17 protein-coding genes are annotated in these 19,011 nt (G+C 30.9%); 3 read left to right on the top strand and 14 right to left on the bottom strand.

What is annotated here, in order from left to right; all coding sequences use genetic code 11:
* Positions 1–17: 17 nt before the first annotated feature.
* Both Q0829_RS06240 and Q0829_RS06235 read left to right on the top strand, forming a co-directional pair.
* On the top strand, positions 18–2,237 hold the full coding sequence (locus Q0829_RS06240; protein ID WP_298541160.1) for an ATP-binding protein: 2,220 nt from the start codon (positions 18–20) through the stop codon (positions 2,235–2,237).
* A gap of 16 nt (positions 2,238–2,253) precedes the next feature.
* On the top strand, positions 2,254–2,967 hold the full coding sequence (locus tag Q0829_RS06235) for a LytTR family DNA-binding domain-containing protein (protein WP_298541158.1): 714 nt from the start codon (positions 2,254–2,256) through the stop codon (positions 2,965–2,967).
* A gap of 69 nt (positions 2,968–3,036) precedes the next feature.
* On the opposite strand, the gene Q0829_RS06230 is transcribed toward Q0829_RS06235, so the two are convergent.
* The 4 genes from Q0829_RS06230 to Q0829_RS06215 form a co-directional block, all read right to left on the bottom strand.
* Positions 3,037–3,246 (bottom strand): hypothetical protein, encoded by a 210-nt coding sequence (locus Q0829_RS06230; RefSeq protein ID WP_298541156.1) that lies wholly within the window; start codon positions 3,244–3,246, stop codon positions 3,037–3,039.
* A 69-nt stretch (positions 3,247–3,315) separates the two neighbouring features.
* On the bottom strand, positions 3,316–3,522 hold the full coding sequence (locus tag Q0829_RS06225) for a hypothetical protein (RefSeq protein ID WP_298541155.1): 207 nt from the start codon (positions 3,520–3,522) through the stop codon (positions 3,316–3,318).
* Between the two features lie 28 nt (positions 3,523–3,550).
* A complete protein-coding gene (locus tag Q0829_RS06220) occupies positions 3,551–3,736 on the bottom strand; it encodes a hypothetical protein (protein ID WP_298541153.1) in 186 nt (61 codons plus the stop codon).
* A gap of 330 nt (positions 3,737–4,066) precedes the next feature.
* Positions 4,067–5,743, bottom strand: a complete 1,677-nt coding sequence (locus Q0829_RS06215) for a helix-turn-helix domain-containing protein (RefSeq protein WP_298541150.1) — start codon at positions 5,741–5,743, stop codon at positions 4,067–4,069.
* 211 nt (positions 5,744–5,954) lie between these two features.
* Here Q0829_RS06215 and Q0829_RS06210 point away from each other — a divergent pair, with 211 nt between their 5' ends.
* Positions 5,955–6,560 (top strand): LytTR family DNA-binding domain-containing protein, encoded by a 606-nt coding sequence (locus tag Q0829_RS06210; RefSeq protein ID WP_298541147.1) that lies wholly within the window; start codon positions 5,955–5,957, stop codon positions 6,558–6,560.
* Between the two features lie 88 nt (positions 6,561–6,648).
* On the opposite strand, the gene Q0829_RS06205 is transcribed toward Q0829_RS06210, so the two are convergent.
* The 10 genes from Q0829_RS06205 to Q0829_RS06160 all read right to left on the bottom strand — a co-directional run bounded on the left by Q0829_RS06205 (position 6,649) and on the right by Q0829_RS06160 (position 19,009).
* Positions 6,649–7,689: a hypothetical protein gene (locus Q0829_RS06205; RefSeq protein ID WP_298541145.1), complete on the bottom strand. Its 1,041-nt coding sequence runs from the start codon at positions 7,687–7,689 to the stop codon at positions 6,649–6,651.
* An 81-nt stretch (positions 7,690–7,770) separates the two neighbouring features.
* Positions 7,771–8,343 carry a conjugal transfer protein TraO gene (locus Q0829_RS06200; protein WP_298541143.1) on the bottom strand — a complete coding sequence of 191 codons (573 nt, stop codon included), beginning with the start codon at positions 8,341–8,343 and terminating at the stop codon, positions 7,771–7,773.
* A gap of 666 nt (positions 8,344–9,009) precedes the next feature.
* Positions 9,010–9,153, bottom strand: a complete 144-nt coding sequence (locus Q0829_RS06195; RefSeq protein ID WP_298541142.1) for a hypothetical protein — start codon at positions 9,151–9,153, stop codon at positions 9,010–9,012.
* Positions 9,154–9,187: 34 nt separating this feature from the next.
* Positions 9,188–9,370: a hypothetical protein gene (locus Q0829_RS06190; protein ID WP_298541140.1), complete on the bottom strand. Its 183-nt coding sequence runs from the start codon at positions 9,368–9,370 to the stop codon at positions 9,188–9,190.
* Positions 9,371–9,619: 249 nt separating this feature from the next.
* Positions 9,620–10,522 carry a hypothetical protein gene (locus tag Q0829_RS06185; RefSeq protein ID WP_298541139.1) on the bottom strand — a complete coding sequence of 301 codons (903 nt, stop codon included), beginning with the start codon at positions 10,520–10,522 and terminating at the stop codon, positions 9,620–9,622.
* Between the two features lie 58 nt (positions 10,523–10,580).
* Positions 10,581–12,083, bottom strand: coding sequence for a DUF2235 domain-containing protein (locus Q0829_RS06180; RefSeq protein ID WP_298541137.1), 1,503 nt, complete (start codon positions 12,081–12,083; stop codon positions 10,581–10,583).
* A 28-nt stretch (positions 12,084–12,111) separates the two neighbouring features.
* The gene (locus Q0829_RS06175; protein WP_298541136.1) at positions 12,112–14,184 is read right to left on the bottom strand and encodes a PAAR-like protein; all 2,073 of its coding nucleotides are present in this window, start codon (positions 14,182–14,184) and stop codon (positions 12,112–12,114) included.
* 52 nt (positions 14,185–14,236) lie between these two features.
* Positions 14,237–14,833, bottom strand: coding sequence for a hypothetical protein (locus tag Q0829_RS06170; protein ID WP_298541134.1), 597 nt, complete (start codon positions 14,831–14,833; stop codon positions 14,237–14,239).
* A gap of 19 nt (positions 14,834–14,852) precedes the next feature.
* The gene (locus Q0829_RS06165; protein WP_298541131.1) at positions 14,853–15,701 is read right to left on the bottom strand and encodes a hypothetical protein; all 849 of its coding nucleotides are present in this window, start codon (positions 15,699–15,701) and stop codon (positions 14,853–14,855) included.
* A gap of 47 nt (positions 15,702–15,748) precedes the next feature.
* Positions 15,749–19,009: a hypothetical protein gene (locus tag Q0829_RS06160; RefSeq protein WP_298541130.1), complete on the bottom strand. Its 3,261-nt coding sequence runs from the start codon at positions 19,007–19,009 to the stop codon at positions 15,749–15,751.
* Positions 19,010–19,011 lie beyond the last annotated feature (2 nt).

Raw genomic sequence — 19,011 nt, 5'->3', positions numbered from 1 at the left:
CTATAAAGACCTACTATATGATATTACAAAAATCATTGTTTTTACTTTTTATTTTTCTAGTTACTCTATCGAGTCAATCACAAACTAAAAAAGAAGCGCTTTGTGAAATTTTAAGTAAGCAGTTAGATACCGTTTATGATCTAGATGAAAGGTTGAGAATTTGTAAATTAATGGATTACAAAGTTGATATAGCTTGTCGAGTAAATCTTTATATAGAGCAAGGAAATATATACGATGCAAAACAAGAAATAGATTCCTCTAGATATTATATTAATAAAGCGATTGAATTAGGAGAAACCGATCAGAAAGCTGAAGAAATTTTAATTTGGGCTTACTCAAATAAAGCTAGTATGTTTTTTGATAATAATAAGGATAAAGAAGGCTTAATTTTATTAGATAAAACTCGGAAAAAACTTGATAAATACCCGAATAGTGAACATTGGGTTTCTTATTATCGTACACTTCAGATATTTTCTTCTAAAAAGTTGAATTATGAAATGGCAATAAAGTATGGTGATTCTATAATAAAATCAGCTGTTAGAAGTAATGATAGTATAGAAATTCCTAATGCCTATCATAATAAAGGAGTATATTATGTCAAATTAGGGGACTATGAGCGTGCCGCAGAAAATTTGATAAAGGCAATAGAATTAAAAGAAAGAATAAAAGATCTAAGTGATATAGCTGCTACATATTATGTTTTGGGAAAAAGTTATATGACATGGGAGAGACTTAGCGTAGCCAATAATTACTTTAAAAAAGGAATTGCAAAAGCCAAAGAATATAACGATGACTATATCTTAATGATTAGTTACCTGAGATTAGCAAAATCAAGACGATTATTGGAAGACTATGAAGAATCCATTAAAACTATTGATTCGGGATTATCTCTTGCAAGAAAACTTGAAATTAAGTCGAGTCTTGCAGAGGGGTATATGGAGAAAGGAACCATTTATTTAGAAAAATTTAAATCATATGATAAAGCAGAAACTTTACTTGTTAAGGCTTATGAGACTGCTAAATCATCTAATGATAATTTAATTATATATTCAACAATAGAATCTTTGATAGCACTAAAATCTTTTAATAAAAGATATGATGAAGTCGGTATGTTGTTACGGGAGTTAGAAGAGGTTACTGAAAAAATAAAGACTAAAGATCATATTCTTCGCCTTCATAAAGGATATAGTGAATATTTTGAGAATATTGATAAACCTGAAAAGGCTTTGTATCATTACAAAAGATTTAAATCAATTGAAGACTCGGTATCAAGTCAAGAAATAAAAACCAAAATTGCCGATATTGAAAAAAAGTATGATACTAAAACAAAAGAATTAAATATCGTTAAGTTAATAAAAGAGAAAGAAAAACAACAACAAATTGCAAAACAAGCTAAAGCACAACAGAATTTATATCTGGTAGCGGCTGGTTTTTTATTATTTTTATTAGTAGTTGGAACCTGGGCTTTTAGAAAATTGAGGAAACAACAAAAAGAACTAGCATCGACAAACCAGATTAAAAATCGTCTTTTTTCGATTATTGCACACGATTTAAGGGGTATGATCATTCCGTTTCAGCGTTCAGGTAAGATTTTAAAGCATCATATAGGTAAAGGTAATCATGAAAAAACCATAGAACTTTCTCAGGCACTAGAGCAAAACTCAGAAAGTCTTTCTAATATGTTAGATAATTTGTTAAATTGGTCTTTAGAGCAAATGAATGGATACAAAATGAATCTTGAAAACCTTTCTATAAAGGAAGAATTAGATAAAATCATAAAAGGATATGAACAGCAAGCTGCTTATAAGAAAACTAAAATCGTATTAGATTATCAAAATGATTTTAATATTAAATTTGATAGAGGAGCTTTTCATATTATTTTTAGAAACTTGATAGGTAATGCATTAAAATATACAGAAGAAGGGACTATTAGAATAAAATATGTAAGTGAAGATGATATGTTTTTATGTTCAGTAATAGATACCGGAGTCGGAATGTCTCAGGATCAGCTTGAGAATCTTTTTACTTTGGAAGAAAAAAAGTCAACCATTGGCACACAAGGTGAAAAAGGAACAGGACTAGGACTTAACCTTGTATATAGGTTTCTAAAAATACATAAAGGAACTATTCAGGTTTCCTCAGAAAAAAGAATTGGCACGCGTTTTGACTTAAGTATGCCCGTAACCATATCGTTGACTAAAGAAGGAGGGGCAATTTCTAAACCTTTATCAGCGTAAATAAAGCATACAGATCATGAACATTTATATAGTAGAAGATGACATGTTTCATCTAGAAGATATTAAAATCACTTTAGAGGAATTAGGATACTCTTGTGTAGGCAATTCTGATGATCCTTTTGAGGCACAAGAACAAATAGGAGAACTAAGACCTGATGCTGTTATATTAGACATTCATCTTAATGGTAAAGAATCAGGTATTGCACTAGGGCGTAAAATTAAAGAGTTATATGAAATCCCCGTATTTTTTGCTACTTCTGATAATAATATTGATATTATTAGTAAAGCCGCTGATATAAATCCGGCTGCTTATCTAACAAAACCGATCAATAAAGATGATTTACAAGCAGCATTGATTCTTGCTAATAAACAAGACATAACTTCTGAAAATAATAATACCGACCAACCTGAAGATATATTTGTAAAAAGTGGCAATAAATTAGTCAAAGTAAGCATAGATACAATTCTTTTTGCGCATACTGACTCAAAAAATTATTGCTCAATAGTTACTGCAGATAATAAAAAACTTTCTGTAAGATATTCTATTTTAAAGCTCTGTAAGAAACTACATGGATTAGAGTTTGTACAAACGCATCGATCTTATATTATTAATTGGAACAAAATAGATTCATTGCACGAATATGATCAAACGATAGAAATACAAGGGCATCATATCCCTATAGGTAGGACCTTTAAGGATTATGTGTATAAACGTCTGAAAGTAATTTAATAGTTTAAGCCGCTCAAAAATTATTTGTAGAAGAATAAGTCTATATAACTATGTCATAATTAACTTTACCTAATCGCCTAGATCTATTATAGAAGAACCTAAAGCTGCTGTTTTTGTTGATTGATCACCACAGTTAACTGTTTCTGGTATTGTAGTAGGGCATTGTAAACTTGATGTTGTAGGTAGTGTAAAAGATCCACCTACGATATTTATAGGATTGTTTAATCTAGCGACTTTTATTTTTTCAATACTCAGTTTTTGTTTATTAATGTTTTTCATTTTTTTATTAAAGGATAATTAAATTTTATATATCAATAATATTCAAAGACTCTATATAATAAAGTTCTATTACTTAGTAAAGCAAGCAGGTTTATTACTTAGAGCTGCCGTTTTTGTAGAAATACTTACCCAGCATACTAACGGATGAGAATTACATATTTCTGGGTCAGTAGGATTAGGTACTCTTCTTATTCCTCCTTTAAATGTATGGATATTATCTAGCTTAGCAATTTTGATTTTATCCAGACTTAATATTTTTTTTCGTTTAGCTTTCATATTTCTATTTGTTTTTATAAAAGTTTAATTAGTCGTCCGTATTAAAGCTAATAGCACCTGTCTTAGTCGAATCTGTACATTGTTCTATTATACTCATTGCATTGATCACTGGTAAATTTTCTGTAGCTACCAGCGAACCACCTAAAATTGCTCTTGTGTTATTTAGTTTAGCAATTTTGATTTTATCTAGACTTAGTTTTCTTTTATTTTTCATAGCATTAATTGAGTTATTTTAATTTATAATACTCTAATGTAGCTTAAAGGTTTTAAGTAAAAGTATTATATGATTATTACACATTAATAATATGATTTAGAAGGATAAAATAACGGCTGTTGAAGGAAAAGAACTATACAAGTGATTACTCTTTAATTACTTAATTTAGTGATTTTAGTTCTATCAAAACTTAGCTTTTTTGCCCCTTTCTCTTTTCATAAAACTTTTGTGTTGTGTGCGCCAACAATCTACAATTTTAGCAGTAAATATGCACGAAAAGATGGTTTAAATTTATAAATTTAATGAAGTATAAAGATGGTTTTATTGTTGTTATGAGGATTTTACATGTTTTATGAAATATGAAGGATATATTCCTGTTTTTTTATAAAAAGCAGAAGAAAATGATTGAGCATTTTTAAAGCCAACCTCTTCGGCTATAGCTTGTATTGTATAAGATCTGAGCGATTTATTAGTGCTGAGTTCCTCTACCGCAAAATCAACTCGTAAGTTGTTAAGATAGTTTGCAAAATTTACGTTCTTAAATACGTTTATAATTTTAGATAAGTACGCACTATTTGTATTTAGTTCTTTTGCTAAAGAATTAAGTGTATAATGTTTTTTTGCAAATTGATTTTTATCCTCAAAATCGTGAAGCTTTTTTAATATTGTTTCTATAACATCAGCCGGAATATCGATGTCTTCTTTTTTGGTAAGATCATTACTAATGCTTGTTATAACCTCTGACTTATCTGCTTTCGGTTTCTTTTGTTGTTCGAGTAGCTTTTGGAATCGTATTTTATTCAAATAACTTTTCCTAAAACCATAAATGGCAACTAACACTAAAACTACGGATAGTATTATGAGAAAGCTAATAGTGTTATCCTTTAAAAAACTATCTTTTTCAAATTGTTTTATAAGCCTTTCCTTTTCGGATTTAAGTTCTGCGGCATCGTATTTCTTAGTAATATTTCTTGTTAAATTTATTTGATTAGCATGACTAATACTATCTAACTCTAATTGTGTGTTGATATATTCTATTTGTAGTTCATAGTCGTTTTTAGATTTTGCAAACGCTCTTAAATCATCATAAACATCAATTATATCCGGTATTACATCTTTTGTTTTTCTGAGATTGGTATCTGTGTTTTTAAAATAATATATACTTTTTCTTTCATCACCAAGGCCTTTGTAACTTCTACCAATGTAATAATTACAGGTCGCTATTCTTGTTTCTACATCATCAAATTGTTTTATTAATTTTTTCCCTTTTTGTAAGCTATCTATTGCTTTATGATAATCGTTTATCAGGTACTGATGTATTCCTGAAGTCACTAGTAAATATGAGTAAATGATAGAATCCTGTGTTTTTAGTGATTCTTTAATTCCTTTATCAATAGTTATTTCTGCAAGATCTAGTTTTTTGGTATATATATAAGAATCTGCCAGGGCAAACAATCCTCGATTATAAGTATATTCAGTTTTATATTGAGGGCTTTGTTCCAAAAATGCAACATACTCAGCAAAAATGTTTAGCGCTCCTTCGCGGTCACCAGACATGTTTTTTAGTAGTCCTATATTAAATTTAGCTGATAAGTATATTGTATGATTTTCTCCTTTTTTTGCAGTTTCAGAAGCTTTTATATATAACTCCAGAGCTTCTATATAGTTTCCTGATTCATACTTTGCAACACCCTTTTGTAAATAGCTTACTGCCGGAAATCTATAATAACTTTTGTTTCTTGTTAGATTAATAATACTATCTATATACGCCACCTTATTACTAGGGTCGTATGCAGATAAGAAAAGGTAAGCGTTTGCTATGTTTAAAGTATCAGATTTACGAATGGAACGTTTAAGGTAAGTCTTTGCAATTTTTGCTTTTGAAGAATCTATCTTTTCTTTCAAAATAAGAGCCTTTAGTTCATCAAAATTATCCTGGGCAACAGCTGCATTGTTTGATAATGACAGGACAATTATAAATAGTATTGATAAACATTTCATTTTCATCAGTAAAGAACTTTTTAACTTATATCTAGTACGGGGTATTATATTGCGAATGTAAAGATTTAATAGGTATCAATAGAAATAATCATTAGAATTTGTAAGAGTTGAAATTTATAAATTTCAACTCTAGATTTATAAATATCACTAATAATGCTTTGCATTGTACAACAGAACTGAGTTAGATTTGAGAAAGTGAACATAAAAAGCAGATAACATGGAGACACATAATTTAGATACAAATGATTCATACTTAGAAGAATTAGATATTGATATTAATGATCTCAAGAATGCATCCTTGAGTAATTTGGGAACTTCGCTTACGGTACAAAAACAAGTAATAAAACATACTCCGGATGGCATAATTATCGGATTTTATATTCGATCGAAACATGCTAGCTTAGGGTTGACCAAAAAGGTTAATTCACTTTATAAAAATCCAATGCAGTTTCCTACATTTCAGGAGGAAGTTAAAATAGAGAAAAAAGAAAATAAAGAGCCTTCTTACTTATTTGTTAAATGTGGTAATAAGTTGATTAAAGTAGCAATAAATACAATAATTTTTGCTCATACAGATTCTAAAAATTATTGTTCCATTATTACTTCGGATGGAAAAAAGCTTTCTGTTCGTCACTCCATAACTAGTCTGCTTAAAGCATTAAATTGTGATTTTTTTATTCAGACACATAGATCTTATATTATTAATTGGCATAAAATAGATTCATTTTATGAGCAGGATCAAACTATAGAGATCCAGAAGCATCACATTCCTGTGGGGAGAACATACAAAGAAGAATTATATAAAAAAATACGAGTGATATAATTTTGTTAAAGATTCATCAAACCTGAAGACAAGTTTGATGAATCCTACTTAACACACAAAATACAAACCTATTCATTATAGGGTTACATTAATTCCTTTTTCCATCGAATGATACTCTCATAATTTCGCCATCTATTTCCAGATCATCAAATGTCATGTCTACTTCTATAGCTGATGAATATTCTCCTTCTATAATTACCGAAGCGTATTCATCAAAATCGTTTTTTCTTCCAAATTGTATGTCGTGTATAGAAGGTATACCATTGCTAAAATCTAAACGATATGTTTTACATCCGGTTTTTACAATAGTACATATTCCTTTTCTGTTTTCGGTACCGTAGGTTTTTAATTTACCTTTATAAATTCCTACCACATTTCTTGGGAGCGTGCTAATTTCACTTGAATCACAATTTATTAAGTTTCCATAGTTGTGGGTATGATCAATGATACAACTTCCGTTATGAGTATCATCATTTGAATTTATGTTGATCCCGGTATTTCCAGTTCCTAAAGATATATTTCCATTTTCTATACGAATACCATTATTACCTGTGCCAATTGATATATTACCATTATCAGTATGGATACCTGTATCCTCAGTTCCTATACTTGTTTGATTTTCTTCTATATGAATTTCTGTATTTCCTGTACCGATATGGATGCCTGTATTATTAGTATCTACAACGGTGTTGTCAGAATTACTATCATTATTCCATTCATCGTTTTCAATACTTCCGGAAAAAGCAATAGCACCTGCAGAGGTCGATCCAATGACAAGATCACCTTCTTCATCAATTGTAATAGCTAATGTTTTGCCTCTATATATTACTGTAGATGTATATGTGTCATCATTTTTTAGAAACTTAATTCCAGATATAGAAGGAATACCATCACTAAAGTAAAAAGCATAGGTTCTGTATCCTTTTGTTTTTATAGTACACTTTCCTTGAGTATTTACCTTTGTTCTATTACCTGCACTCGTGAGTACACCTGTATATTCAGTAATGAGTTGTTCCGGTAATTTGGTGTTCGTTTGCCCATATAATGTTACAGTCAGACTTCCTAATAAAAGGAATACTATAATCAAAATAGTTTTTTTAAGTGAGTTGATACGATGTAATGTTTCCATTATTTTTTGTTTAAGTTTTATGATAATTAAAGTGCAAATACTAACTGATGTTTTTTGATTGATGATTAACAGATAGGATATTTATTTTATAATTAACTTGACCCCTAAACCTGCATAAGGTGTGAATTCACCAATTTCACTATTAACGTGATAGGTTTCATTTAATTTAAAATTTATAGCAACTATAGGAGAAACAAAGAGATCCGCATCCAGACCTGCATATGCTCCGTAAACCAAGGTGTTTGTTTCGATGTTAAGAATTTGATTGAGATCTATATTAGGATCATTATCATTGATGGTTTCATAGCCTATGATACCACCAGCTCCTAATGATAGTGCGAAGGTTCTGGAATTGTTTCTTAAAACATCAAAAAAGAAACCAGCATTAAAAGAGTAGGTATCTACAGGGATATCTATATTGTTTTGTTCGAAAGTAGCAAAACTAGCTTGTATATTAAATTGAAGGTAATCAAATTCATTCACTTTATAATCCCCAGTAATCATTCCACCAAAACCATCTTGAACGATACCACCAGTAAAAGAGAGTGCTATTTTATGACTTTGCGCAAACAATGTATTAGAACATAAAAATAAAAGTAGTAATACGATCGATATGTTGGATACTAGATTTTTCGTTTGTATCAGATTATTCATTAATAATGCTTTTTGAGTTAAAATTTTGATTTTAAAAATTAATAGAATATTCGAAAAACGAATTAAGTACTTATTTTAAAGCGAAATAGTTATTTGAGGATTTTGGTGAACATTTTATGGATCAGTGTATTGTTTTTTGGGTCTTTTGTTCTAGATGATAACAGTACTAAGTTCAGATATAAGTACTAATTTGTTATGAAAAGATATGTCAATAAACAGATCTTAGTTATTGAATAATAGATATATGCGCATTCATCTACAAAATATATGTAACCCGTTTTGCATTTAGAATAAAATGTAAAAGAAAAGTCTCAATTTGAGTGATTTTTTGTAATGAAATGAAGAGAAATTGTACTTAGACAAGCTCAGCAGAGCTATCGAGAATAGGATTTTGATTAAAAAAAACAAGTACACAAAAGGATGTATTGATTATACTACTAGTGAAATTCTAAGATAAATTTTTCGGACATTTTTTGTACTATAAGATTAGCATATAATTAGATACAGAATTTAGTAACGTGAAAACGTATTTGCCAACATATGAGGTTATGGTTTTAGATTGACATTTAATACCATCAGTCAATTATAAAAAATCCTCATCGTATTAGTAATGCGATAAGGATTTTAAATTTGTTTTTTTAGTTTAAAAAACTAATGTATCTTCATCTAATCACAGTTTCTAGATGGACAAAAAAATGGCATATTCGTAACCACACCGCAGTCACAACCATCGTAACCGCCATTTACAGTTTTCTGCGCTTCTTTTGCAAGTACTTTAACTCCTTCTAAGTTTAAAATGTTTTTTTTCATTGTGTAAAAATTTTATTTATTATAACGTTTTGTATTATCTTAAAATACATAATCTACCGAATGGAGAACTAGGAACGGCAACACACTGATAATTATAACTAGCAGTAAGATCAACACAATCTCTATTATTATGGCATGGTAAGAGTAACCCTCCATTGATTGTTTTTTGTTGTTCTCTGGTTAAAGCTTTTCCTAAGTTTGATAATTTGTTAATCATGATGTAAAAAATTTAAGTTTATTTATTACGCGATGTAATAAGTATACTTAAGGTATTATTTAGAAATAAGATACTATTCGTATAGTGGGGCTTTGGTCTAAAATTGTGGATAAACAACAGATTGATGTGGATGTGCATAATAGGTTACATAACTTAAATCTGGATTGTGAAATTTAGTGATGAAATGTTGAAATACGAAAATTTACAATACCTCAAAGAACCAATAGAATTTCTAATACATAAAATTAGTTAAATACTAAAAAGGCTATTATCACTAGAAGGTTTTGGTTTTTTCGAACTACTACTGGTGTTTTTAGATTTTGATGAAGTAGGAGTGATTGTTGATTTTTTATCCTTACCAAGTTGTTCTCCCATAACTAAAGAAGATTTATTTTCTTTCTTAGGTTTTGTTGTCTTTCCTAGATGTAGGAGGTTGGTATGACTAGCTTTATCTTTAGATGATTTAGGATTAATAACTTTTTTAGTTACTGGTTTTACAGGAACTTTAGCTACACTAGGTTGTTCTTTTTCTTTTTTTAGTTCCTTCGTAGATTCCTTGAACTGTTTTAGAGGAGATGTTTTTTGCTTTTTTTTACGAGTAACTCTAGAAACAGGTTTGGTTCTAGGTTTTTCTTTAGGGACGGCTATGTCTCCAAGAATTGGAGATGATTTGGAGGTTTTTTTCTGTTCCAGATTGTTTTTTTGTGTTTCTAATATTTCTTGTTTTTCAGATGGAGTAGGAGTAGGTATAAGTAAATCAGGATCTTCTCCTCTAAGCATCATTTCATCTTCTTGTTTGAATTGAAGCATTTCATCTAGGGTAAAATGACGCACGGGAACATCGATAAAACCTTTTAGATCATCTAGTGAATTGCCGCTAAATATATGCTCTGATAATTGTAGACATTGTTTATGGGTAACATAACGTTGTTTGTGTATTTTACGTAATTGTATTGGATAATCTATTTTCCATTTGTTTCGATCTTTCCAAGAGAAAATAACTATATAGTCTTCTTCTTTTTCTTTGTATAGTTTTATTGATGATTTTATATGAGTAGACGCAGTATCAATTACATTTTGTAATTCTTTATTATTTATTTTTTGATCACTAACGCTTATGTTTTTTGGAATGTCGACAATAGAGGATTTCATGATATTTAATTATTTACTTCAACAATTATTTTAATAGTTAAATCATTTGAAATAACCATCACAGCTTATTGATAACTAGTCTTTGATATTCTTCATTGTTTTTAGGGTTAAATCTTGGAGAATGAGGACTTATAGAAATGCCTAGTACTTTTTGCGTATTAAAACGAGAAGACCAATGCAGATAAATACTTCTTAATTTTTTTAATTCATCTTTACTGATTTCAATTTTTAATTCATTTGATTTCAGGGTGTTATACGATCTTTTGAGTATTGAGTATTTGGAAAAATCATAAGTGCGATATATACTTTCATCATCAAATGGTACGCCACATAATTTGGCTTTTTGTGTCATAAAGTGTAAAGGTATATAGCTATAGGTATTCCATATAGTTTTTCTTGAAGCTAATAGTACATAACGCCAGTGATTTCCACCTGTATTTCTAATGTCAATAAAAATTTTATCATTACTGCCATTCGTTTGTTCTTTATACCATCCATCATCAATAAACCGTTTTTTAATTTTTTCCATTTTGTCTAGTAAAGCTTTACTTTCAGGTTCCTGACTACTATTAGAAAAAAACTCACGACTTTGGTATAGAATTAAATTATTTTCTTCCTCAACAGGATTGTAACCACCACCAATATCAGAATGTACTCCTGGAATTACTATGGTTTGTCTATATCCATTTTTACCTGGTTCACTCCTTCTAAAAGCTGTAATTTTATCTTTTCTGTGTGGCGTTAGTATAGGAGTTATGGAGAACTTTTCGCGATATTCATCAGCAGCAACAATATGGAATATGCCTTTAACTTTATCTAAATCCATTAGTCCTAATTGTTTGACATCATCTTCTAAATTTATTATTCCGTAAGATGATACTGTTTCATACAAACCAGCAAAACGCCAATTAATTTTTAGTTTAATTTCCTGCCTATTTCCTGAAGTATTCAAGAGAAAATACATGTAATTCTCAAAAGTTTCAGAATAAGATTGACCTGTTATTGGGTTTGTTGAAGACCTAGGTGTATGAGGGTTGGAGTTTAGAGAAATAAAATGTCTGGCTGTAGCTGCTCCTCGACTAAATCCAAAAACATCAATAGTAAGTTCTACCATATTAATAGTTTCTTCGGATTTGATAAGTACAGTATCTATGAGTTGTCTAGATGCTAATTTAGCACGTTCTTTTATACCGGTAATTCCAAATCCAGTTCCAAATCCAATATCATTATCATCTTGATCTCTGGTTGTTCCAATTCCATCAATATAAAATGATAATTCTTTTCCTACTTCTTCACCATTATATGTACTCTCGTAAAACTCATAAGCACGGGCTACGTTTGATAGACCATTATTATAACTATCTCCTCTATCTTCAGTAGAAGCTACATTAAACATATTATTCCCTGTTCCATCAAAAAAAATACCAGCAACGGCCGTTACTACACCTCCCTTGCAGGCTGCCATTTGGCCTTCTGCTTTATTTAGTGTAGAGTTTCTTTTTGGAGTACAGACTACAGTTCCAGAATTTCCTGAGTTTATATTGTTAGCATTGTTAGTCATAGTATAATTTTGAATTACTAATTAGGAATTAAAAAAGTTCTTCTTCATTTTCTTCTTCGATGGGTAATCTGGAAATAAACTTAATTTCGGTTTTATCATTTAATGGTTTTTCTTTTCTTTTCCCCGAAGTATCTAATGCATAATTAGGATCACTTACATCATAAGATTCTCCATTTTTAAAATTCGGACTTTCCCCTAGTAAAGTTATATCTTCAATAATCCTATCAGTATCATCCTTATCTTTGCCTACCTGTCTGTAATGAAAAGTTCTACCTTGTAAGTTAAGATCTACCTTTTCTCCATTTGCTTTACCATTAGCTTGAATAATAAGGTCTACCCTAATACCAGGTAAGATAGTATCAGCAGTTACAATATCACCTTTTTTATATGTTTCCCCTTCTTCAGGATCTTGAGCATAGATAGCGTAGATTCTTAATATACGTGGTTCTTCGTTTCTATCGTTTAATACATCATCAAGACTTCCAAATATATTACCTGCTCCTGCCACACCTGTACCATCACCGTCTTCGTCATTTTCTCCTTCTTTTTTGTCTTTTTCAGGAATATGAGTGATTACATCTCCTGCGGTAAATCCACCAGCTGCATAACTTAATCCTTGCATAGATGTGTTAAGTTGGTTCATGTTTTTACCGAGCTTATTTATTCCTTCTTTATATTTTTTAAGAAGTTTTCCCATATGTTTTGCTGCAATACCATCTATAAAAGCATCAAAATCTCCTAGGATATCTAATGTTGCAGATGCTTTATCTAAATCCTCTTGTAACTCCCCGGATTCTTCGTTATATTTTTTTGATTTTTCAGCATATTCTATTTCTTTTAGTAGTTCATTTATTTCTCCTTGTACTCTAGAGTTGAGTTCGTCTCTTTCTACATTAATAGTCTCTTCGACAGTAGGGACGTTAGCAATATCAGTTATATTTTTAGAAGTGTTTATATCGTTATTTAATACTGAGGTTAGATCATTAAGTACCGCTAGAGATTGCCTAACGTTTGCTTGATTATCATTGTTTATTGCAGTAATTCCGAACTCACTAACTGTGCTATTGGCAGCATCAATTTGATCTACTGTATTCTGTATAGGGTTCGTGGTGGGATTTGTTGTATTAGAGGGTGTATTATTTGTTTCTGCAGTTGCTGGAAGCGGATCTTCTGTCAATAATCGGGTACTATTGGCAGATCCTTCATCTACTATAATATCATAATCTTTTGTTGTATCTAACCTAGAAGTATTTTCTGTAAGGGTATCAATATCATTATTGATTCCTGTTAAAAATTCATTGACAGCTCTTTCATTTTCTTCGTTAAAATATTCTTGACTATACCTATTTTCTTCTTCTATTGTTTCAGAAGTAGTATCTGTATTTTCTTGCGTTTCGTTTACATCTTCTATGGTCATTAAATCTTGTAGTTCTTGTTCTTGACCTGTAAGGAGTTGTTTTAACTCTTTCCGTAAGTTATTTAACCTAATATCTAAGTTCGCAACAGAGACATCTAATCCTGCTTTTTTTCTATCTACATCGTCGACAAAATCACTGGTACCTTGTAATGCTTTTGTCACTGATTCATTTTTTAAAAAACCGCCAGCTTCTTTGGCTGCATCTGCAATGCCATCAATCGCATCATTAGCTGCCTGTGCTACTTCAGTGGCCTTTTTAGTTACAGAATTTGCTGCTTTATTAATTTTGGACTGCGCTTTATCAACTATGTTTTCTGGAGCGGCTGGAGCGACAGGAGTTGGTATAAAAGTAATATCACCTCCATACGCATCACATTTTAATGTATCCTCTACGGTTAGTGGTTTGTTTTTTAGGGAGGTAGTGTTTTCAATATTGGCATCCCATAGACTGCAAGAAGCAAATACACATTTTTTTAATGGATTAAGGTTACAATTAGCAAATTGTTCGATGTTTAGTTGTAAATCAATAGAATTATCTAATAAAATAGGTTTACCCTTTATATGTACATTGGAAGGGTTGGCTTTTAATTTAGAAGGTGTTGTTGAACCAGAACACAAGATTTGCATTTCGCTTATAGCAACCTTAACAGGGACTTTTTTGGGTTCTTCTTTATTAGCAGCCATATATTTTATTTTTTAATTATTATATCTCTACATCCTTTTAACGTATATATAGTTAAATACTAAAAAAGCTTTTCTCCTTTATAGGTTTTGATTTTTTTGAAATATCCACAGTGTTTTTAGGTCTTTGGCTAATAGCGTCTTTGCCTTGTTTTTTGTCCAGTTGTTCTCCCAGTACTAAAGAGGATTCATTATCTGTTTTAGGGCTTGATGATTTTATAGTAGATGGTGATTGTGAAGAAGAACTAGAGGTCATATCCGGATCTTCTCCTCTTAACATCATTTTATCCTCTTGCCTAAATTCTATCATTTCATTTAAGGTAAAATGCTGTATAGGTACATCAATAAATTTATCTTCATTGTCCAAATTTCCATATTGATATAGTTTTTTAATGAGGAGCACACATTCTTCAGTGGTGGCATACTGTTGCCTATGGATTTCATATAATTCTACAGGGCAATCTATCTTCCATTGATTGATTCCATACCAATTAAATGAAGCTATGTAATTCTTACTATCCGATTTAAATAATTTTATTTCGGAATCATGATGTTCTGATAAATCCTGAAAATAAGAAAGGGTATCGTTAATGCTTAATTTTTGGTCCATAAGATCAATACATTGTAAACTATCTATAACAGCCGTTTTCATAGTAAAAGAATTATTATATTTATATTATGCTTAGTTCAGAACTGTTAGTTTTTTTATGAAGTTTAAAATTTAGCTGAACAGTTTTTCTATTTAAAGGATTATAAAACATTAGTACTGGAAGATTATTTTTCCTAATTAGACGCACAAGTTTATCATTTCCCATTAATTCTAATTTTAAATCATCAAACTTAATTGGCAATAAGTTAAGGCCAGGTTCTTGAACTAGATCTTTTATTTCTTGCTTTTCTTTCTTAATTTTTTCTGGCCCATAATAGTATACTTTTTCGATTATCTTATCTCTTTCATAGGTAATGTCATTATATAAGTCTACCTCTTTGTTGGAAATGGTAGTGTGGATCTTTCGATAAAAATTATAAGTTTTTACCAAAAGACTTTGATAAGACAATTTAGATAAATCGGAAGATCCTAACCAGCCTTCTTCTTCAAATGGAAGAGCTTCTGCCTTGAATTTACTATAAATTTCATACTTGGGTAAACCTTCTAAACTTTTAAGTGGTTGGGATGGGGTGTTTTCATTGTTTAATTCAGATTTGCTGGGTGTTGTCAATTTTAGTAAACTAACTAAGGTTTGCTTTGGAGCAACATAATCCATTAGATATAATTCCAGAGATAAAGAAGAACTATCTTCTAAAGTTTCGGAATCAAAAATTGGTAAAACGGTACCTCTAATATCAAAATCTCCATTTTTTAATAAGACATGATTTATGGGCATACTTAGTGAAATACCGTTTTTCTTGGCAGAGTTTTTTCCTTTATATTCGAAAATAATAACGTCATTACAACGTATTTCTATTTGACAATTTACACTACTAATATTTAATCCGTATGCAGGGTTGATTAATTTCATTTCATAAGCTTTTTAATCCTCTATTAATTTTAATTTATTTTTAATATTTAAAAAATAGCTTTCTTTTCACTTTTCCAGGGATGATCCCATGCGAAAAAGCTTTTAGAATATTTTTCTTCAAAATTCACACCCACTTCCAGATCGTCAAACCAGAGAATACTAACGGTTCCTGAAGCTTTTGCGTGAACGATAAAAGTAAATTCTACACCGTTGAACATTACTTCTGTATGATTATACCATTGATCTTCCTCATAGCTAAAAACTGAAGCAATATTTAGTGATCCTGCAGGAGTGGCCTCTAACTTTATGCCTGCTTCATATTCAATGCCTCCAGCGGTTCCTTTGTCGAAAACGGCTACAACGAATTTAAGAGCTGGGCTAACTTCAATTTTTGCGGATCTTCCACCTTCATCATTTCCATCAAAGTTCCCTGCAATTTTAAAATCAAGAGATACGTTAAACGTTAATATCTCTTCAATTTTCTTATCTGATAATGACTCGAAGACACCTGCTAATACTGTAATCACTGGCATTTTTCTAGAAGTTTTTACTAGATTGATAAAAATTTCTGCAGCAAGAAAAGGGTCTGCAGAAAAGGAAACTGTAGTCAGTTTTTCTGCTTCATCGAATATAGTTTTATCTCCTACTTTCATTTTATTTTTCCATATAATGTTTACCGTAGGAGGTATAATTCTTACGGAGTAAGCTTTACCCGTTTTACGTTTGGCTTCATCTACAACTATTTTATCAGTTATTTCATTTACTTTTTCCGCAATTTTATAGATCCATCTAAAAATGTTTACAGCTTTTGATACTTTTGATGCTTCAAGTTTGAGAGAGTCTTTTCCTCCATTATATGTAACACCATATGCAAATTTGATCTCTCCTTTTAATTTACCGGAACCCATCGAGATTTTTTTAAGACCAAATACTTTATCTGCTTTCTCTAATTCACTTTTGTACAAAGCTTTATTTCCCTTATTAGTAAAAAAAGAACTGGCAATTGGCGATGTTATTGCAACAGAAAACACGAGACTCCATTCGGCATCAGGAAACACATTAATGTTTATTGTCGAATTTATACGAGCACAAGGTATACTCAGTGGAATATTATATAAGGTACTATGCATAGCTCCAAATTGATCACTAATCAAGTTACCTCCTGGATGAAATAAAAGCCCCATAAAATTATTTAGAAGTCTGTTTTCTTCTAAAAATCTATCATTATAATTAATCTCGAACTTTAGTTCAGGGTTACCATCAGGAAAATTAATTACTTCGGTTTCCCCATCTACTTGATAATAGAGTTGATCTTGTTTATGTTCGCTGGTACGGAACAAATCTTTAATTTCAATTGTAAAATCTTTTTTAGTATTCTTTCCAGTACCAGCAACAAACGAAATAGGCTTATCTATTGGTTGCTCTTGTATGATATTATCTCCATCCTTTTCAATAACTACATATTCTAGAGTTTTGTTTTTAATAACTGTTAGTTTCGTAAATGTACATTCATCCGTTTCTTCGGGAGTTTCTTCTTCAGGTTCTTTTTCTTTTGGTGGTGGATCTACTATAGTAACAGGTGGCGGTAATACAGGTGTAGCCGTATCTTCCTCTTTTTCTTCTTCTTTTTCTTTTGGTAGATCAGGAGCATGAGTAACAACATCTCCAGCTTTAAAACCACCAGTCATAAAACTGGTACCTCTAAGAGAATCATTTAGACGAGACATATTTTTACCCATCTGATCCATTACTTGTTTATATTTTCCTGCAAGTCTACCCAAATGCTTTGCTGCAATACCATCTATAAAGGCATCAAAGTCTCCTAAGACATCTAAAGCAGCAGCACTTCTGTCAATATCTTCTTGTAACTCTTTTGATTCTTGTTGGTATTTTTGCGTTCTTTCCAGGTATTTAATTTCATTCAGGACTTCATCAATTTCTGCTTGTACTTTGGTGTTTAGTTCTGTTTTTTCTTCGTTAATTCTTGCCTCAAAAGGATTACTAGATTGATTATTTTTATTAGAAGCAGGAAGAGCATTTAATATAATCGTTGATGAGTCCGTAGGAGGATTAGGATCCGTAAGTCTGTTTAGTAAAGCTAATGCTTGTAAAGATTCTTCATCTTGTGGCAAAGGTTCGGCATCATAATTACCAAGCGTAGTATTTGCTTCTGTATATTGAGAATTTGCAATATCTGTGTAGTGTTTATCACTTTTCTCATTATTATTCAATATCTCTTCTAGATTTTCTTTATCTGATTTCGAAGAAACTATATTATTCGCAGTTTCTGCACCACTAGTCGAATTATTGTTTTTTGTATTTGTACTAGGAGGTTCATCTGTGAAAAGGCGGGTAGAAGAGTTTTCTGCTGTTATTGTTTCAAAATTTCTTGGTGTTTTTCCTGCCTCAGAAGATACTGTAAGAGTGTTTACATCTTCTTCAATACTATTTAAAAAAGCATTTACACTTTCTTGATTTGCTTGATCAAAAAAATCTTGATTGTACTTTAACTCTTCTTTTTCTTCTTCGGCTTTATTTTCTTCATTAGATTCTGGTACGGCGTTTTCTTCTTCTGTTTTAGCATTATCATCTTTAGGAGCACTTTTGTCTTGCACGGTCATTAAATCCTGAAGTTCTTGTTGTTCTCCAGTAATCAATTCTTTTAGCTCTTTTCTCAGATTTTCTAATCGAATATTTATATTTCCCACAGTAGCATCAAGCTCCGCTTTTTTTCGATCTACGTTATCAACAAAATTACTTGTGTTTGATACGGCTCCTTGTATGGATTCGTTTTTTAAAAAACCTCCTACTTTTTTAGCACCTCCAGCGATATCGTTGATTGCATCACTAGCATCTTGAGCGACCTCAGTGATTTTTTTAGTTACAGAATTAGCAGCTTTATTAATTTTGTTTTGTGCTTTATCAACAACATTTTCTGGAGGAGGTGGTGTACTGGTTTTTTCCGAAATTGTTATTGTACCTATCCCTGTTTGTGCTTGACATTTGATACGATTTCCTTCTATAATAGGAGTTTGTCTTTCGATATCTATTTTTTTCAACTCACCTTGAGTTTCCCATTCACCAATAGGAGCAGGAATACAAGTATTCGTAAGACTTAATGAACAGGTAGGGAAAGGTAAAAAACTAGATGGTAAGCCATCTTTAATCGTGGCCATTGGCTTTTTTTTAACAAACACTGTTGGAGTGGTAGAAATCAAATTAGAGATTCCACAAGGACAGCCTGTACATTCGATTAGAGAATTGCTAGGTGTAAAATGTTTTTGATCTTCTTTTTTCTGTGTAGCCATGA

The organism is uncultured Aquimarina sp. (assembly GCF_947492405.1).
Taxonomy (GTDB): domain Bacteria; phylum Bacteroidota; class Bacteroidia; order Flavobacteriales; family Flavobacteriaceae; genus Aquimarina.
The sequence above is the reverse complement of the archived record's forward strand: the minus strand, read 5'-3'. Positions and strand labels throughout refer to the sequence as shown.

Coding starts and splice junctions, on each gene's coding strand:
- Q0829_RS06240 (WP_298541160.1), top strand. CDS start 18: ATGATATTACAAAAATCATTGTTTTTACTTTTTATTTTTCTAGTTACT.
- Q0829_RS06235 (WP_298541158.1), top strand. CDS start 2,254: ATGAACATTTATATAGTAGAAGATGACATGTTTCATCTAGAAGATATT.
- Q0829_RS06230 (WP_298541156.1), bottom strand. CDS start 3,246: ATGAAAAACATTAATAAACAAAAACTGAGTATTGAAAAAATAAAAGTC.
- Q0829_RS06225 (WP_298541155.1), bottom strand. CDS start 3,522: ATGAAAGCTAAACGAAAAAAAATATTAAGTCTGGATAAAATCAAAATT.
- Q0829_RS06220 (WP_298541153.1), bottom strand. CDS start 3,736: ATGAAAAATAAAAGAAAACTAAGTCTAGATAAAATCAAAATTGCTAAA.
- Q0829_RS06215 (WP_298541150.1), bottom strand. CDS start 5,743: ATGAAAATGAAATGTTTATCAATACTATTTATAATTGTCCTGTCATTA.
- Q0829_RS06210 (WP_298541147.1), top strand. CDS start 5,955: ATGGAGACACATAATTTAGATACAAATGATTCATACTTAGAAGAATTA.
- Q0829_RS06205 (WP_298541145.1), bottom strand. CDS start 7,689: ATGGAAACATTACATCGTATCAACTCACTTAAAAAAACTATTTTGATT.
- Q0829_RS06200 (WP_298541143.1), bottom strand. CDS start 8,343: ATGAATAATCTGATACAAACGAAAAATCTAGTATCCAACATATCGATC.
- Q0829_RS06195 (WP_298541142.1), bottom strand. CDS start 9,153: ATGAAAAAAAACATTTTAAACTTAGAAGGAGTTAAAGTACTTGCAAAA.
- Q0829_RS06190 (WP_298541140.1), bottom strand. CDS start 9,370: ATGATTAACAAATTATCAAACTTAGGAAAAGCTTTAACCAGAGAACAA.
- Q0829_RS06185 (WP_298541139.1), bottom strand. CDS start 10,522: ATGAAATCCTCTATTGTCGACATTCCAAAAAACATAAGCGTTAGTGAT.
- Q0829_RS06180 (WP_298541137.1), bottom strand. CDS start 12,083: ATGACTAACAATGCTAACAATATAAACTCAGGAAATTCTGGAACTGTA.
- Q0829_RS06175 (WP_298541136.1), bottom strand. CDS start 14,184: ATGGCTGCTAATAAAGAAGAACCCAAAAAAGTCCCTGTTAAGGTTGCT.
- Q0829_RS06170 (WP_298541134.1), bottom strand. CDS start 14,833: ATGAAAACGGCTGTTATAGATAGTTTACAATGTATTGATCTTATGGAC.
- Q0829_RS06165 (WP_298541131.1), bottom strand. CDS start 15,701: ATGAAATTAATCAACCCTGCATACGGATTAAATATTAGTAGTGTAAAT.
- Q0829_RS06160 (WP_298541130.1), bottom strand. CDS start 19,009: ATGGCTACACAGAAAAAAGAAGATCAAAAACATTTTACACCTAGCAAT.